The organism is Pseudomonas sp. NPDC089758 (assembly GCF_044748705.1).
In the GTDB taxonomy this organism is placed as follows: domain Bacteria; phylum Pseudomonadota; class Gammaproteobacteria; order Pseudomonadales; family Pseudomonadaceae; genus Aquipseudomonas; species Aquipseudomonas putida_X.
This window is the reverse complement of the sequence record NZ_JBIVGN010000007.1, coordinates 1-16858: the sequence shown is the minus strand read 5'-3', so window position 1 is coordinate 16858 and position 16858 is coordinate 1. Positions and strand designations below refer to the sequence as shown.

The 16858-nt window shown below is 62.2% G+C and carries 13 protein-coding genes; 8 read left to right on the top strand and 5 right to left on the bottom strand.

Going from position 1 to position 16858, the window contains the following annotated elements; translation table 11 throughout:
• Positions 1–245: 245 nt before the first annotated feature.
• From ACIPZH_RS11860 to ACIPZH_RS11825, 8 genes are all read left to right on the top strand, one after another.
• Complete coding sequence (locus tag ACIPZH_RS11860; protein ID WP_400636275.1) at positions 246–842, top strand: superoxide dismutase; 597 nt, start codon at positions 246–248, stop codon at positions 840–842.
• Between the two features lie 269 nt (positions 843–1111).
• Positions 1112–3163, top strand: coding sequence for a putative bifunctional diguanylate cyclase/phosphodiesterase (locus ACIPZH_RS11855; protein ID WP_400636274.1), 2052 nt, complete (start codon positions 1112–1114; stop codon positions 3161–3163).
• A gap of 147 nt (positions 3164–3310) precedes the next feature.
• Positions 3311–4645, top strand: a complete 1335-nt coding sequence (locus tag ACIPZH_RS11850) for an imelysin family protein (RefSeq protein WP_400636273.1) — start codon at positions 3311–3313, stop codon at positions 4643–4645.
• 276 nt (positions 4646–4921) lie between these two features.
• On the top strand, positions 4922–6349 hold the full coding sequence (locus tag ACIPZH_RS11845) for a di-heme oxidoredictase family protein (protein WP_400636272.1): 1428 nt from the start codon (positions 4922–4924) through the stop codon (positions 6347–6349).
• An 18-nt stretch (positions 6350–6367) separates the two neighbouring features.
• On the top strand, positions 6368–7432 hold the full coding sequence (locus ACIPZH_RS11840) for an imelysin family protein (protein WP_241804747.1): 1065 nt from the start codon (positions 6368–6370) through the stop codon (positions 7430–7432).
• A gap of 2 nt (positions 7433–7434) precedes the next feature.
• Positions 7435–8532: a DUF1513 domain-containing protein gene (locus ACIPZH_RS11835; RefSeq protein WP_400636271.1), complete on the top strand. Its 1098-nt coding sequence runs from the start codon at positions 7435–7437 to the stop codon at positions 8530–8532.
• Between the two features lie 156 nt (positions 8533–8688).
• Complete coding sequence (locus ACIPZH_RS11830) at positions 8689–9837, top strand: efflux RND transporter periplasmic adaptor subunit (protein ID WP_241804745.1); 1149 nt, start codon at positions 8689–8691, stop codon at positions 9835–9837.
• Positions 9838–9850: 13 nt separating this feature from the next.
• Positions 9851–12895, top strand: coding sequence for a multidrug efflux RND transporter permease subunit (locus tag ACIPZH_RS11825; RefSeq protein ID WP_400636270.1), 3045 nt, complete (start codon positions 9851–9853; stop codon positions 12893–12895).
• A gap of 62 nt (positions 12896–12957) precedes the next feature.
• Here the strand turns inward: ACIPZH_RS11825 and ACIPZH_RS11820 are convergent, their stop codons facing one another.
• The 5 genes from ACIPZH_RS11820 to colR all read right to left on the bottom strand — a co-directional run bounded on the left by ACIPZH_RS11820 (position 12958) and on the right by colR (position 16661).
• Positions 12958–13185: a hypothetical protein gene (locus ACIPZH_RS11820; protein WP_400627653.1), complete on the bottom strand. Its 228-nt coding sequence runs from the start codon at positions 13183–13185 to the stop codon at positions 12958–12960.
• Entirely contained in the window at positions 13185–13883 is a 699-nt protein-coding gene (locus tag ACIPZH_RS11815) for a lipopolysaccharide kinase InaA family protein (RefSeq protein ID WP_400636269.1), read from the bottom strand. Before ACIPZH_RS11815 ends, ACIPZH_RS11820 begins: the two co-directional genes overlap by 1 nt.
• A 6-nt stretch (positions 13884–13889) precedes the next feature.
• The gene (locus ACIPZH_RS11810; protein WP_400636268.1) at positions 13890–14570 is read right to left on the bottom strand and encodes a class I SAM-dependent methyltransferase; all 681 of its coding nucleotides are present in this window, start codon (positions 14568–14570) and stop codon (positions 13890–13892) included.
• A 107-nt stretch (positions 14571–14677) separates the two neighbouring features.
• The gene (locus tag ACIPZH_RS11805) at positions 14678–15988 is read right to left on the bottom strand and encodes a HAMP domain-containing sensor histidine kinase (RefSeq protein WP_241804740.1); all 1311 of its coding nucleotides are present in this window, start codon (positions 15986–15988) and stop codon (positions 14678–14680) included.
• Entirely contained in the window at positions 15978–16661 is a 684-nt protein-coding gene (gene colR, locus ACIPZH_RS11800) for a two-component system response regulator ColR (protein ID WP_003255215.1), read from the bottom strand. The genes ACIPZH_RS11805 and colR overlap by 11 nt, the downstream gene beginning before the upstream one ends.
• Positions 16662–16858: the final 197 nt, after the last annotated feature.

Genomic DNA, 16858 nt, shown 5'->3' with positions numbered 1-16858 from the left:
AAGCTTGAAGCTTGAAGCTTGAAGCTTGAAGCTTGCAGCTCTCCTGCCCCGGGGCGCCACCCGTCGGCGGCGGGCAACCGCTCTGGAACCTCTATTCCCTATCTTTGTTGCGTGGTTATGCGCCGGGGCTGGTGCTATGATCCAGCCCTTGCGTCGCAAAGAGTACAAACTCGCCGACGCACATAGGGCCGCCCGTGATCGGCCTTGCGCAAACCGCGAACTAGACCTGAATCAGGAGATCCACCATGGCTTTTGAATTGCCGCCGCTGCCGTACGCCCACGATGCCCTGCAGCCGCACATCTCCAAGGAAACCCTGGAGTATCACCACGACAAGCACCACAACACCTACGTCGTGAACCTGAACAACCTGATCCCAGGCACCGAATTCGAAGGCAAGACCCTGGAAGAGATCGTCAAGAGCTCTTCGGGCGGCATCTTCAACAACGCCGCTCAAGTCTGGAACCACACCTTCTACTGGAACTGCCTGTCGCCAAACGGCGGTGGCCAGCCTACCGGTGCACTGGCTGAAGCCATCAACGCCGCATTCGGTTCCTTCGACAAGTTCAAGGAAGAGTTCACCAAGACCTCGGTTGGCACCTTCGGCTCCGGCTGGGGCTGGCTGGTCAAGAAAGCCGACGGCTCCCTGGCCCTGGCCAGCACCATCGGTGCCGGCTGCCCGCTGACCAGCGGCGACACCCCGCTGCTGACCTGCGACGTCTGGGAACACGCCTACTACATCGACTACCGCAACCTGCGTCCGAAGTACGTCGAGGCATTCTGGAACCTGGTCAACTGGGCCTTCGTTGCCGAACAGTTCGAAGGCAAGACCTTCAAGGCCTGATTGCCAGCGCCTTGACCAAGAAACCCGGCCATGCGCCGGGTTTTTTTATGGCCGGTGCCGGCATCCCAGCCTGCCCATCAACAGTTTTCCCAGCGGCTCTTGCTCACCCCGCATAGCGCGCTAACATCAAACGTCTGGAAGTTCGCAACAGCGCACTCAAGTTGCAGGGTCAGGCAACCGATACACTGCTAAGGGCAGCCCACCGGCCGATAGTGTATTGCCAAGGTTAATGGCAAAATGATGCCATTGCATGGATTAAGGAAACCCCATTGAAGCTGGAATTGCGGAACAGCTTATCGGTCAAGTTGCTCAGGGTCGTGCTCCTTTCGGCGCTGGCGGTCGGTGTCGTTCTTAGCTGCGCGCAGATCGTCTATGACACCTACAAGACCCGCCAGACCGTCGACAACGACGCCCATCGCATCCTCGACATGTTCCGTGACCCGTCGACCCAGGCGGTCTACAGCCTCGACCGGGAAATGGGCATGCAGGTCATGGAAGGCCTCTTCCAAGACAATTCGGTGCGCCAGGCCTCCATCGGCCACCCCAATGAAACCATGCTCGCCGAAAAGTCCCGCCCGCTGCAGGACTCGCCAGTACGCTGGTTGACCGACCTGTTGCTTGGCCAGGAACGCACCTACACCACGCAATTGGTCGGCCGCGGCCCCTACAGCGAGTACTACGGTGACCTGAGCATCACCCTGGACACTGCCGCCTACGGTGAAGGTTTCCTGCTCAACGCCGTCATCATCTTCATTTCCGGCGTGCTGCGCGCCCTGGCCATGGGCCTGGTGCTGTACCTGGTCTACCACTGGCTGCTGACCAAGCCGCTGTCGAAGATCATCGAGCACCTCACCCAGATCAACCCTGACCGCCCCAGCCAGCATCAGATTCCGCTGCTCAAAGGCCATGAAAAAAACGAACTGGGCATCTGGGTCAATACAGCCAACCAGCTGCTGGCCTCGATCGAGCGCAATACCCATCTGCGCCACGAAGCCGAAAACAGCCTGCAACGCATGGCCCAATACGACTTCCTGACCGGGCTGCCGAACCGCCAGCAACTCCAGGCACAGCTCGACAAGATCCTTACAGACGGCTCCCGCCTGCAGCATCGCGTTGCCGTACTGTGCGTAGGCCTGGACGACTTCAAAGGCATAAACGAGCAGTTCAGCTATCAGGTCGGCGACCAATTGCTGCTCGCCCTGGCTGACCGCCTGCGCGCCCACAGTGGCCGCCTGGGGGCGCTGGCGCGCCTGGGTGGCGACCAGTTCGCCCTGGTGCAGGCCAATATCGAACAGCCCTACGAGGCCGCAGAACTGGCGCAGAGCATCCTCGACGACCTGGAAGCGCCATTCGACCTGGACCACCAGCAGATTCGCCTGCGCGCCACCATCGGCATCACCCTGTTCCCTGAAGACGGCGACAGCACCGAGAAGCTGCTGCAAAAGGCCGAGCAGACCATGACGTTGGCCAAGGCCCGCTCGCGCAACCGCTACCAGTTCTACATCGCCAGCGTCGACAGCGAGATGCGCCGGCGCCGTGAATTGGAAAAGGACCTGCGCGAGGCGTTGTCGCGCAACCAGTTGTTCCTTGTTTACCAACCGCAGATCAGCTACCGCGACCACCGCGTGGTCGGCGTCGAAGCCTTGCTGCGCTGGCAGCACCCTGAACTGGGCATGGTCCCGCCGGACCAGTTCATCCCGCTGGCCGAACAGAACGGCAACATCATCGCCATCGGCGAGTGGGTACTCGACCAGGCCTGCAGGCAACTGCGTGAATGGCACGACCTGGGCTTCAGCGAATTGCGCATGGCAGTCAACCTGTCCACCGTGCAACTGCATCACAACGAACTTCCGCGCGTGGTCAACAATCTGCTGCAGGCTTACCGTCTGCCACCGCGCAGCCTGGAGCTGGAAGTGACCGAAACCGGCCTGATGGAAGACATCAGCACCGCCGCCCAGCATCTGCTCAGCCTGCGCCGCTCCGGTGCGATGATCGCCATTGACGACTTCGGCACCGGTTACTCGTCGCTCAGCTATCTCAAGTCGCTGCCACTGGACAAGATCAAGATCGACAAGAGCTTCGTCCAGGACCTGCTCGACGACGATGACGATGCCACCATCGTTCGGGCAATCATCCAGTTGGGCAAAAGCCTGGGCATGCAGGTGATCGCCGAGGGCGTGGAGACGTCCGAGCAGGAAGCCTACATCATCGCCCAAGGCTGCCATGAAGGTCAGGGCTATCACTACAGCAAGCCACTGTCGGCACGCGAGCTGACCAGTTTCCTGCGCCAGGCCCAGCGCAATCAGGTTTCTGCGTTATAACCCCTGCCCCTGCTGGCTCCAGCGCGTTGCCGGCATTTGCCTAATTGCGCCACCACCCCTTTACAGCAAATGCAAATCTTTCGCATGATGTTGTCGTTTTACGTGCCACGGCGCACTGTCCAACCACACGACGCAGGGAAACCAACAATGATTCGTAAGCCTCTGGCCACCGCCAGTCTGCTGGCCATCGCCATCGCTCTCGCCGGTTGCGGTGAAAGCAAGGACGAGAAGGCCGCCGCCCCGCAAGCTGCGGCACCTGCTGCAAGCACCGCCGCCGCGGCTCCGGCTGCTGTCGACGAAGCGGCCGGCAAGGCCGTGGTCAAGCATTACACCGAGATGGTCTACGCCGTTTACAGCGACTCGCTGAGCACCGCCAAGTCCCTGCAGACCGCCATCGATGCATTCCTCGCCAAGCCCAACGACGACACCCTCAAAGCGGCCAAAGAAGCCTGGGCTGCAGCACGCGTACCGTACCTGCAGAGCGAAGCCTTCCGCTTCGGCAACACCATCATCGACGACTGGGAAGGCCAGGTGAACGCCTGGCCGCTTGACGAAGGCCTGATCGACTACGTCGACACGAGCTACGAACATGCGCTGGGCAACCCGGCTGCAAGCGCCAACATCATCGCCAATACCGAGATCCAGGTCGGCGAGGAGAAGGTCGATGTCAAGGACATCACCCCTGAGAAGCTGGCCAGCCTGAACGAACTGGGCGGCTCCGAAGCCAACGTCGCCACGGGCTACCACGCCATCGAATTCCTGCTCTGGGGCCAGGACCTCAACGGCACCGGCCCGGGCGCAGGCAACCGCCCTGCTTCCGACTACCTCGAAGGTGAAGGCGCCACCGGTGGCCACAACGAGCGTCGCCGCGCCTACCTGAAGGCGGTCACCGAGCTGCTGGTCAAGGACCTCGAAGAAATGGTCGGCAACTGGGCGCCGAACGTCGCCGACAACTACCGCGCCACGCTGGAAGCCGAGCCTGCCACCGACGGCCTGCGCAAGATGCTGTTCGGCATGGGCAGCCTGTCGCTGGGCGAACTGGCTGGCGAGCGCATGAAGGTCTCGCTGGAAGCCAACTCGCCGGAAGACGAGCAGGACTGTTTCAGTGACAACACCCACTACTCGCACTTCTACGACGCCAAGGGCATCCGCAATGTCTACCTGGGCGAGTACACCCGCACCGACGGCACCAAGCTGACCGGCCCAAGCCTGTCATCGCTCGTGGCCAAGGCCGACCCGGCCGCCGACGCTACCCTCAAGGCCGACCTGGAAGCGACCGAGGCCAAGCTTCAGGTCATCGTCGACCACGCGCTCAAAGGCGAGCACTACGACCAACTGATCGCTGCCGACAACGCTGCCGGCAACCAGGTCGTGCGTGACGCCATTGCCTCGCTGGTCAAGCAGACCGGTGCGATCGAGCAGGCTGCGGGCAAGCTGGGCATTGCCAACCTGAATCCGGACACTGCCGATCACGAATTCTGATTCGGCATTGCCAGGCAACTTGGCGCGGCCTTCTGGCTAATGCCAGTCATTGAGCGCTATCAGGGCTGCCAGGCAGCCCCCTTCACCGGCAAGCCAGCTCCAACGGCGACCACGCAGTGCTTGAATGCTGCGTGGTACCTGAGGACCTGGCTTGCCGGCGATGGGGCCGACAAAAATGACAGCTGTTTCATCCAGCAATTGCAAATTCCTCTTATTCAAAAAACCTCAGCCTGCTAAGCTTGCACGCCGCTTTTTCGCCCACGCCCAGGATTTTGCATGTCCTTGTCGCTGTCCCGACTCTCTCCTTTGCTGCTGGCCCTCGCCCTCGCCGCCTGTGATGACGCCCCGCGTTTCACCCAGGCAGAGCCAGGCGAAGCGCTGTCAGGTGGCCAGGCGACTGTCCAGCGCAACGACCGCAATGCCTTTTCCCTGCCCTCGGCCAACCTGTCGCCCGAGCGGCGCCTGGACTTTGCCGTAGGCAACAGTTTCTTCCGCAACCCCTGGGTGATCGCCCCGTCCACCACCACTGCACGCGACGGCCTGGGGCCACTGTTCAACACCAACGCCTGCCAGAACTGCCACGTACGCGATGGCCGTGGCCATCCGCCAGAGCCTGGCGACAGCAACGCGGTGTCGATGCTCGTGCGCCTGTCGATCCCCGACCAGCCTTACCTGGCAAAAGAAATCGAGCGCCTGGGCGTGGTTCCAGAGCCGGTCTACGGCACCCAGTTGCAGGACATGGCCAACCCAGGCGTGGCCCCGGAAGGCAAGGTGCGCGTGACTTACGACCATCAGACGGTCACCTTCAGGGACGGCCACCAGGTCGAACTGCGTCGTCCTACCCTGCACATCACCCGGCTCGGCTATGGGCCGATGCACCCTGACACCCGGTTCTCGGCACGCGTGGCACCGCCCATGATCGGCCTGGGGCTGCTCGAAGCCATCCCGCAAGCTCAGATTCTGGCCAACGAGGACCCCGACGATCGCAATCGCGACGGTATTCGCGGCCGGGCCAACCGGGTGTGGGACGACGCCCTGGGCAAGACGGTGGTCGGCCGCTTTGGCTGGAAGGCCGGGCAGCCAAACGTCAACCAGCAGAACGTGCACGCCTTTGCGGGTGACATGGGTTTGACCAGCACCCTGCAGCCCCGGGACGACTGTACCCCGGCGCAGCGCGATTGCCTTGCAGCGCCCAACGGCGATGGCGCCAACGGTGAAAAAGAAGTCAGCGACAACATCCTGCGCCTGGTCACCTTCTACACCCGCAACCTGGGCGTGCCAGCCCGGCGCGACGTCGGCGCCCCGCAAGTGCTGGCCGGCAAGAACCTGTTCTACCAGGTCGGCTGCCAGGGTTGCCACACCCCGCAGTTCACCACGGCCGCCGACGCCAGCGAACCAGAGCTGGCCGGGCAAGTGATCCGCCCCTACAGCGACCTGCTGCTGCACGACATGGGCCCGGGCCTTGCCGACGACCGCACCGAATTTACCGCCAACGGCCAAGACTGGCGGACCCCACCGCTGTGGGGCATCGGCCTCAGCCCAGTGGTCAGTGGCCACACCCAGTACCTGCATGACGGCCGCGCCCGCAACCTGCTCGAGGCCGTGCTCTGGCACGGCGGCGAAGCGCAGGCCGCACGCGATCATGTGTTGACCTTCAATGCCGAGCAGCGCGCTGCGTTGCTGGCTTTCCTGAACTCACTTTAAAAGCGCAAGGAGCCGGGCATGTTCCGACCCAAACTGTTGTTCACCAGCCTCGCCGCACTCGCTCTGGGCGCCTGCTCGCCGCAGGACCCGCAGGCCGTGGCTTCGGCCGCTATCGCCAAGCAGGTGATCCTGCCGACCTACAGCCGCTGGGTCGAAGCCGACCGCCAACTGGCCGCCAGTGCCTTGGCCTACTGCGAAGGCAAAGAAAGCCTGGACAGCGCTCGCGCCGACTTCCTCAACGCGCAAAAAGCCTGGGCCGAGTTGCAGCCACTGCTAGTCGGCCCGCTGGCCGAGGGCAACCGCGCCTGGCAGGTGCAGTTCTGGCCCGACAAGAAGAACCTGGTCGGTCGCCAGGTCGAGCAGTTGGTCAATGGCGACAAGCCGATCGACGCCCAGACCCTGGGCAAGTCCAGCGTCGTGGTCCGCGGCCTGTCGGCCTACGAATACATCCTGTTCGACAGCAAGCCGGATGTCGCCACCGCCGAACAGAAAGCCCGCTACTGCCCGCTGCTGGTCGCCATCGGTGAGCACCAGAAGGCCTTGGCCGAAGAGATCCTCAAAGGCTGGAACAGCACCGACGGCATGCTCTCGCAAATGACCAAGTTCCCCAACCAGCGCTATGCCGACTCGCACGAGGCGATCGCCGACCTGCTGCGTGCACAGGTGACTGCGCTGGATACCCTGAAGAAGAAGCTCGGTGCACCGATGGGTCGCCAGAGCAAAGGCATTGCGCAGCCCCTGCAGGCCGAAGCCTGGCGCAGCCACGCCTCGCTCAAAAGCCTGGAAGCCAGCCTCAAGGCCGCTCAGGCAGTCTGGGTCGGGGTCGACAACCAGGGCCTGCGCAGCTTGCTGGGCAGCGACCAGAAAGCCCTGGCGCAAAAGATCGACGACGCTTACGCTACTTCGCTCAAACTGCTGGCCGACAACCAGAAACCCCTGGGCGAGTTGCTGGCAGACGACGATGGCATGCAACGCCTCAACCAGATCTACGACAGCCTCAACGTCGTTCACCGCCTGCACGAAGGCGAACTGGCCAAGGCGTTGAACATCCAGCTGGGCTTCAATGCCAACGACGGTGACTGATCATGCTGCGACGCCAGGCACTCAAAATCGGTAGCGTTCTACTCAGCGCCCTGACCTTGGGGGGCTGGAGCCTGATGCGCAACAAAGGCAGCGATCCTTTGCTGCTGTCGGCGCGTGACGATGGCGACGGCAAGCACTATGCCGTCGGGTTCCGCCTGGACGGTACCCAGGTGTTCAGCACCCAGGTGGCCCAGCGTTGCCATGCCATCATCAACCATCCGCAACTGCCCATCGCCCTGTTCGTCGCGCGCCGACCCGGCACCGAAAGCTACCTGATCGACCTGCGCGACGGGCGCTTGTTGCAGACCGTCTCGTCGCGCCCTGACCGGCACTTTTACGGCCACGCCGTGATTCATGAAAGCGGCGAATGGCTGTACGCCACCGAGAATGACACGACCGACCCCGGGCGTGGCCTGCTGGGCGTGTACCGCTTCGAAGGTGAACGCCTGGTCCATACCGGCGAGATCCCCACCCACGGCATCGGCCCGCATGAAGTGGCATGGCTGCCAGATGGCGAGACGCTGATCGTGGCCAATGGCGGGATTCGTACGGAGGCCGAAAGCCGGGTCGAGATGAACCTCAACGCAATGGAGCCAAGCCTGGTATTGATGCAGCGCGACGGCACCTTGCTGAGCAAGGAAACGCTGGCCCAGCAAATGAACAGCGTGCGCCATCTGGCAGTGGGCAGTGATGGCACCATCGCCGCCTGCCAGCAGTTCATGGGCGATGCCGATGAAACCGCCGAGCTGCTGGCCATCAAGCGCCCGGGCGAGCCGTTCAAGGCGTTCCCGGTACCCGAGCAGCAGTTGCAAGCCATGGCTCAGTACACGGCCAGCGTAGCGATCCACAGCGACCTGCGGCTGGTGGCGCTGACCGCGCCGCGGGCCAACCGCCTGTTCGTCTGGGACCTGGACAGTGGCGCAGTCAGGCTGGATGCGCCGATGCCGGACTGTGCCGGGGTCGGGGCGGTGAAGGATGGCTTCGTCGTCACTTCCGGGCAGGGACGTTGCCGCTACTATGATTGCCGCAAGCAGGCACCGATCGGCCAGCCGATGGATTTGCCCTCCGGGTTCTGGGACAACCACCTGCACCTGGCCTGATTCACCCAGGTTCGCGCGGCCCCGTCAGGCGCGGGGTCGCAAACCATTTCCCCGTCACTCAAAAAACAGTCAATACTTCTCCCATCCGCACGTGGGCAGGACTGCCCGTTGTCGTGTCAAAACCAATAACAACCTCGCATCCAAGGAAACGGACTTATGCTGCGCCGCCGCATGCTCATCATGTTGGCCGTCGTTCTGCTGATCGTGCTGGCCCTGGGGGGCTACAAGGCCTTCTCGATCTACCAGCAGATCCAGATGTTCACTGCCCCCAAGCCCCCCATCACCGTGGCGGCGGCCATGGCCGAGCAGCGCCAGTGGCAGCAGCGCCTGCCCGCCGTGGGCAGCCTCAAGGCCCTGCAGGGAGTCGAGCTGAGCCTTGAGGTGGAAGGCATCGTCCAATCCCTGCATTTCGACTCCGGCCAGAAGGTCAAGGCTGGGCAACTGCTGCTCAAGCTCAATGACGATCAGGAGACCGCACTGCTGGGCACTGCCCAGGCGGACCTGGGCCTGGCCAAAGTGGACTTCGGCCGCGGCAGCCAGCTGGTGGGCGATTCAGCCATCTCTCGGGGCGAATATGATCGCCTCACCGCCCAATACCGGCGCAACCAGGCGGTGGTCGACCAGCTCAAGGCCTCGAAAGCCAAGAAAAGCATCAGCGCCCCGTTCAGCGGCACGATCGGCATCCGCCAGGTGGATGTCGGTGACTACCTGGCAGCGGGTTCTGTGATCGCTACCCTGCAGGACCTTTCCAGCCTGTACGTCGACTTCAACGTACCGGAGCAGGCACTGCCCCAACTGAGCCTGGGCCAGCAAGTACAGGTGCAGGTGGCCGCCTACCCTGGCCAGACCTTCTCTGCCAGCCTCAGCGCCATCAACCCCAAGGTCGATGAGAGCACGCGCAACCTGCTGGTGCGCGCGACCATGGCCAACCCGGATGGCAAGCTGCTGCCGGGCATGTTCGCCAACCTGCTGGTGCTCCTGCCTGACCCGCGCCCACAGATCGTGGTACCGGAAAGCGCCATTACCTACACGCTGTATGGCAATTCCGTGTATGTCGTCGCGCCCAAGAAAGACAAGGACGGTAACCCCGAGCGCGACGATAGCGGCCAGCCGCGGCTCAGCGCCGAACAACGCAGTGTGCAGACCGGCGAGCGGCGCGACGGCGTGGTGGTGATCAGCAAAGGGCTCGCCGCTGGCGAACAGGTGGTCACCGCCGGGCAGCTCAAACTGAGCCCTGGCGCGGCCATCCGTATCGGCCAGGACGCAGCCCTCGATCCCCAACAAGGCGCCCCGCGCGCGGACTGACCAGGAGGCAGGCATGGCGTTCACCGACCCGTTCATCCGCCGCCCGGTGCTGGCCAGCGTGGTCAGCCTGCTGATCCTGCTGTTGGGTTTTCAGGCTTGGAACACGCTGCAGATCCGCCAGTACCCGCAAATGGAAAATGCCCTGATCACGGTGACCACGGCCTACCCCGGCGCCAACGCAGAGACCATTCAGGGCTACATCACCCAACCGCTGCAGCAGAGCCTGGCCAGCGCCGAGGGCATCGACTACATGACCTCGGTGAGCCGGCAAAACTTCTCGATCATCTCCATCTATGCGCGTATCGGTGCCGACAGCGACCGCCTGTTCACCGAGTTGCTGGCCAAGGCCAACGAAGTGCGCAACCAGTTGCCGCAAGACGCAGAAGACCCGGTACTGAGCAAAGAAGCCGCAGATGCCTCGGCCCTGATGTACATCAGCTTCTACAGCAAGGAAATGAGCAACCCGCAGATCACCGACTACCTGTCACGGGTCATCCAGCCGAAACTTGCAACCTTGCCGGGCATGGCCGAGGCCGAAATCCTCGGCAACCAGGTGTTCGCCATGCGCATCTGGATCGACCCGGTCAAGCTGGCAGCCTTCGGCCTTGCCGCCACTGACGTGACCAGCGCCGTACGCCGCTACAACTTTCTCGCCGCCGCGGGTGAGGTGAAGGGCGAATACGTGGTCACCAGCATCAACGCCAACACCGAACTGAAGTCGGCCGAGGCTTTCGCCGCATTGCCGCTCAAGACCTCAGGCGACAGCCGGGTCTTGCTCGGTGATGTGGCACGGGTGGAGATGGGAGCGGAAAATTACGACACGGTCAGCTCGTTCGATGGCACGCCTTCGGTGTACATCGGCATCAAGGCCACCCCGGCCGCCAACCCGCTGGAGGTGATCAAGGAAGTACGCCGCATCATGCCGGAGCTGGAAAGCCAGTTGCCGTCCACGCTCAAGGGGTCGATTGCCTATGACGCCACGCTGTTCATCCAGGCCTCGATCGACGAAGTGGTCAAGACCCTTGGCGAAGCGGTGCTGATCGTCATCGTGGTGGTGTTTTTGTTCCTCGGCGCACTGCGCTCGGTACTGATCCCGGTGGTGACCATCCCACTGTCGATGATCGGGGTGTTGTTTTTCATGCAGATGATGGGCTATTCGCTCAACCTGCTGACCCTGCTGGCAATGGTATTGGCCATCGGCCTGGTGGTGGACGATGCCATCGTCGTGGTGGAAAACATCCACCGGCACATGGAGGAAGGCAAGTCACCGCTGGACGCCGCGCTGGAGGGTGCGCGGGAAATCGCCATGCCAGTGGTGTCGATGACCATCACCCTGGCCGCAGTGTATGCACCGATCGGCTTCCTGACCGGGCTCACCGGTGCCTTGTTCAAGGAGTTCGCCCTGACCCTGGCTGGGGCGGTGATCATCTCCGGTGTCGTCGCCCTGACCCTGTCGCCGATGATGTGTGCCTTGCTGCTGCGTCGGGAACAGAATGCCAGCGGCCTGGCCCATCGCCTTGACGTGCTGTTCGAGCGAATCAAGGGCCGTTATCAGCGCCTGCTGCACACCACGCTGGACAGCCGCCCGGTGGTGCTGGTGTTCGCGGTGATCATCCTGTGCCTGATCCCGGTGCTGCTCAAGTTCACCCAGAACGAACTGGCACCGAACGAGGATCAGGGGGTGATCTTCATGATCAGTAGCTCGCCACAACCGGCCAACCTCGACTACCTCAATGCCTACACTGACCAGTTCACCCCACTGTTCAAAGCCTTCCCCGAATACTACTCGTCGTTCCAGATCAACGGCTTCAACGGTGTGCAGAGCGGCATCGGTGGTTTTCTGCTCAAACCCTGGAACGAGCGCGACCGCACGCAGATGGAGTTGCTGCCCCTGGTACAGGCCAAACTCGACAACATCAGCGGCCTGCAGATCTTTGGTTTCAACCTGCCGTCACTGCCTGGGACCGGCGAGGGCCTGCCGTTCCAGTTCGTCATCAATACCGCTGGCGATTACCAGACGCTGCTGGAGGTCGCTCAACGGATCAAGGAACGCGCCCAGGCATCGGGCAAATTTGCCTTCCTCGACATCGACCTGGCGTTCGACAAGCCCGAGGTGGTAGTCGACATCGACCGTGCCAAGGCTGCGCAGATGGGGGTATCCATGGACGTCCTTGGTGGCACGTTGGCGACCTTGCTGGGTGAGGGGGAAATCAACCGGTTCACCCTCGAAGGCCGCAGCTATAAAGTCATCGCCCAGGTCGAACGCCCCTACCGCGACAATCCCGGCTGGCTTAACAACTACTACGTCAAGAACGACCAGGGCCAACTGTTGCCACTGTCGACCTTGATCACCCTGAGTGACCGGGCGCGTCCGCGCCAGCTCAACCAGTTCCAGCAATTGAATTCGGCGATCATCCAGGGTGTGCCGTTGGTCAGCATCGGTGAAGCCTTGCAGACGGTACGGGACATTGCTGCCGAGCAGGCGCCGGAAGGGTTCTCCTTCGACTATGCAGGTGCGGCACGCCAGTACATACAGGAAGGCAGCGCGCTGTGGGTGACTTTCGGCCTGGCCCTGGCGATCATCTTCCTGGTGCTGGCGGCGCAGTTTGAAAGCTTCCGCGACCCACTGGTGATTCTGGTGACGGTACCGCTGTCGATCTGCGGGGCGCTGTTGCCGCTGTTCCTGGGTATCTCCAGCATGAACATCTACACCCAGGTCGGGCTGGTGACACTGATCGGCCTGATCAGCAAGCACGGTATCCTGATCGTCGAATTCGCCAACCAGTTGCGCGAGGAAAAGGGCCTGAGCGCAAGGGAGGCGATCGAGGAAGCTGCGGCCATTCGCCTACGCCCGGTGCTGATGACCACCGCGGCGATGGTATTTGGCATGGTGCCGCTGATTCTGGCGACGGGCGCCGGGGCCGTGAGCCGCTTCGACATTGGTACTGTGATTGCGACGGGGATGTCGATCGGGACGTTGTTTACCTTGTTCGTGCTGCCGGCTATCTACACCCTGCTGGCGCACAAGTCTGCGGTCAAACAACCTGTGGTCGCCTGACCGGGGCAACGCAGAAAAGCAAAGGCCCCGCACTAGCGAGGCCTGCGATGCTCGGACCTGGCTCAGCCTGCCGGCCGCAAGCCCTGCCGAAGCCCGAACAGAAACAACAGCAGATCCTGGTCCGGCTGGGCATGGACCTGCTGTTTCACTGCCTGCGGCAACGGGCATTGTTCTGCCAGTTCAGCCTTGCTGAACACCTTGGGCCGCGGCTCTTCCCAGGCAGCAACCGCCACCGTGGTAACAGCCAGGCCGGCTATCAGAAACAAAGCTCGAGCGATTTCTAGTTTCATTACCCTAACCCTTTGACAGCGCTGCCAAACGCCATCTCGTAAAAGTAGAGCAAGGATTGCCATTCCGCGTCATTGAGCGACGAATGGCGGCGCAGCTGGCGCAGATCATTGGCCGCTGCGCGCTGGCAGCTGATGCGGCGGCGGCACTTCTCCAGATCGAGCAGCGCCACTTCAACGCGGCTTTGTTCACCCTCGCCGATCACCTTGACGAACACGTGCTTGCCGTACAGGCAACCATGTTGCCAATGGCCCAGGTGCATGCGGGCCAGGTTGTCGGCCAACTCTTTGAGCATGCGCTCATGCACCACGTGCGGGTAACGCTCGCGGGCACCTTGGGCATGCCAGGCATCGAGCTCGATGAAACCATCGAGCGCCTCGCTCACCAGCAGCGCACGCCATTGATGGTCAGCATCGCGCTCGGCTCCGCAAAACACGATACGCGGCACACGCACCCCCAGCTGTTCGAAGCTGTTCAGCGCGTCAAGCTCACGCAGCACCGTCGGCCTGCCGAACGGGTGCAGCAGGCTGCGGTAGATGTGCCCGACCTGGCGCTTGGCATACAGCACATTGCCATCGGTATCGTTAAGGCGTTGCACGCCACTTTCACCACCACGGCGCTGGTTCGGTTCCTCGACCCATTCGCCCTGCTGACGCCAGTAATAATCGAAGCGGGATTCCCCGCTTTGGGTTATAGCCATCAAACACTACCCCTTACGCAATACATAGACCCGCCACATGGCATAGAACGGCAGGAAATCCAGGCGTTCCTGGATTCTGAAACCGGCGGCTTTGAATTCTTCTTCGACTGTCTCTGCCGGTAACACGAAACGGTTCTGGTAGCTGCCAGGCTCGGCGTTGGCACTGCGCTTGTGCTCGAGCTTCTGCCGCCGCCAGGCCTTGAAGTTTCCATCCACCCACAATGACAGGATTACGCTGTCGCGGCTAACCCTTTGAAACTCCGACAAAATCGCTTTCCTGTGGGCCGCCTCGCCGATGTGGTGAAACAAGCGCATGCAGAAAATGCTATCGACCGAGTTGTCCGGCAAGTCGATGGCGAACGCTGATGTTTGCAAAGGCCGTACCCGCGCCACCACCTCTGGCGGTTGTGCCGCACAGGCTGTCTCGATCATTGCCTCGGAATTGTCGGCACCGATGATCACCCTGTTGGGTTTTTCGGCCAGCAGCGGCCAGAAACGGCCCGCGCCGCAAGGCAAGTCCAGCACCAACCCCGGTTCTCCGGCCAGCGCCAAGGCGCGACGGGCCAATTGCTCGTCGCGCTTATGGGAAAGGCGACGTGCCAGACCATCTTGGTGCTTTAAAAAGTACTCCCGGGCATGTTGCTGGTCGTACTTCTTGGAAAACTCGAGTTTGATAGGGCTACGCATTGGGCATCTCCTGGCTCCATTGCACGCACCTTAAGTAACACTGCGTAGGAAACAGGTCATTCCAATGTGAAAAAAGTGTTATCCCTAAAGGAATATAGCCCAGCGATTCACTCGCAAGGCTTCAGCGGATCGGACTTCTCAGCGCTCTGGCTCAAGTCCACCTGAAAGCGGCAGCCATGGGGTGCGGTTGAGGTCAGCGTAACGTGCCATCCCTGATCGTCGCAGATCCGCTGGACCAGCGATAAGCCAAGGCCCAGACCCTCACCGCGCCGTTCATCACCCCGCACGAAGGGTTTGAACATCGCTTCACGCTGCTCCTCCGGAATGCCGACACCGCTGTCTTCGACGCTGAACCCGTTGGCTTCAAGGCTCAGGCGAATGTAGCCACTGTCGGTGTAGTGCGCCGCGTTGCGCAAGAGGTTGCCCATCACCGACTGCAGGAACGTCGCGTTGTACAGCAGCGGGCCGGCACTGACGCGACCATCGAAGTACAGCGTCAGCCCCTTCTGCTCGATGGTGTCGCGCCACACGCCGATCAAATCGTCGGCCACTTCGCGCAGCGTCGCTTGGGAGGCCACGGCACCCTGGTCGCGCTGGGCACGGGCGAGCATCAGGAAAGTTTTGACCAACTCACGCATTTCTTCGGTGGCACGGGCGATGCGCTCGACCTGGCTGCGTGAGCGGCTGTCCAGATTGGGGTTTTCGATCAGCAGCTCACAGGAAGTGGCCAGAACCATCAGTGGCGTGCGCAATTCATGGCTGACGTCGCTGGTGAACAGACGTTCGCGTGTCAGTGCATCGCGCAAACGACCAAGCGTATCGTCGAAGGCCGCGGCCAGCTGGCCGACTTCATCGGCGGCGTAGTCAGGCGCCAAGGGCGGTGCCAGGCCAAGCAGTTGATCACGATGGCGCACTTGCCGCGCCAGGCGGATCACCGGTGCCATTACACGCCGCGCCAGCAGCCAGCCGAGGAACACTGCCAGGACCAGGCTGAGCACGAAGCCCACCACGACGACAGCGAACAGCACCCGTTCGCGCTCTTCGAAATCGCTCTGATCCTGCAGCAGTACATAACGTCGGCCGTCTACGATTTCCACCATTGCGTGGTAGGAAAGCTGGTCGCGGAATACCTCATGAAAGCCTGCATCAAGGTGGCGCAAGTCTTTCGGCAGCTCGAAGTCATCTCGCCCACCGCTGAAGTAGAACAGCTGGTCGGGGCGCGGCCGATGGCTCCAGTCACTGATGCTGTCCATGCGCAGCAGGCGCTGCAAGTCGCCGCCCAGCACCGAGGAGATCAAGCGTTCTTCAACCAGATGCACCGTGGCGACGATACCGAAGGCGAACGCCCCCGCCACCAGCGCGCTCATCAGCGCGAACGCGATGATGATGCGCTGCGCCAGGCTTTGCTTAAACTCCATCGCGACCCTCGGCCAGGCGATAGCCGACGCCATGGACGGTATGCAGCAACGGCTTTTCGAAGGGTTTGTCGATCACTTGCCGCAGTTGGTGTACGTGGCTGCGCAAGCTGTCGCTGTCGGGGCAATCATCACCCCACAACGCCTCTTCCAGTACCTCACGGCGCAACACGTGGGGGCTTTTCTGCATCAGCACCGCGAGCAGCTTAAGGCCGACAGGGTTGAGCTTGAGCAAGCGCCCTTGGCGCGTGACTTCGAGGGTATCAAGGTCGTAGCTCAGGTCGGCAACCTGCAAGGTGCGTCGCCCGCCGCCCTGGGCGCGGCGTAGCACGGCTTCGATGCGCGCTGCGAGCTCGGACAGGGCGAACGGTTTGAGCAGGTAATCGTCGGCGCCGGAGCGGAAGCCCTGCAGGCGGTCATCGAGCTGGTCGCGGGCGGTCAGCATGATCACCGGCGTATCGCGACGGGCATCCTCGCGCAGGCGCTTGCACAGGGTGTAACCGTCGATACCAGGTAGCATGATATCGAGCACGATCAGGTCGTAGTGCTCGGTGGCTGCAAGGTGCAGACCTGACAGGCCGTCCTGGGCGCAGTCGACGGTGTAGCCCTTCATGCCCAGATAATCAGCCAGGTTGGCAAGGATATCGCGGTTGTCTTCAACCAAAAGAATTCGCATCGGGTTCTCCTGTGCGGCGCTTCGCTGTGGTGCGCGGCAGGCGCAGCTTAAGGCCATCGACCGGACAGTGCCAGTGCTGGTACATATTCAGCGAAGTTGCCGCAATCGAGTAGGAGGCGGGTTCACACCCGCCGTCCTCTCACACCACCGTGCGTACGGTTCCGTACACGGCGGTTCAGGCTATGCGGCTAAGCCGG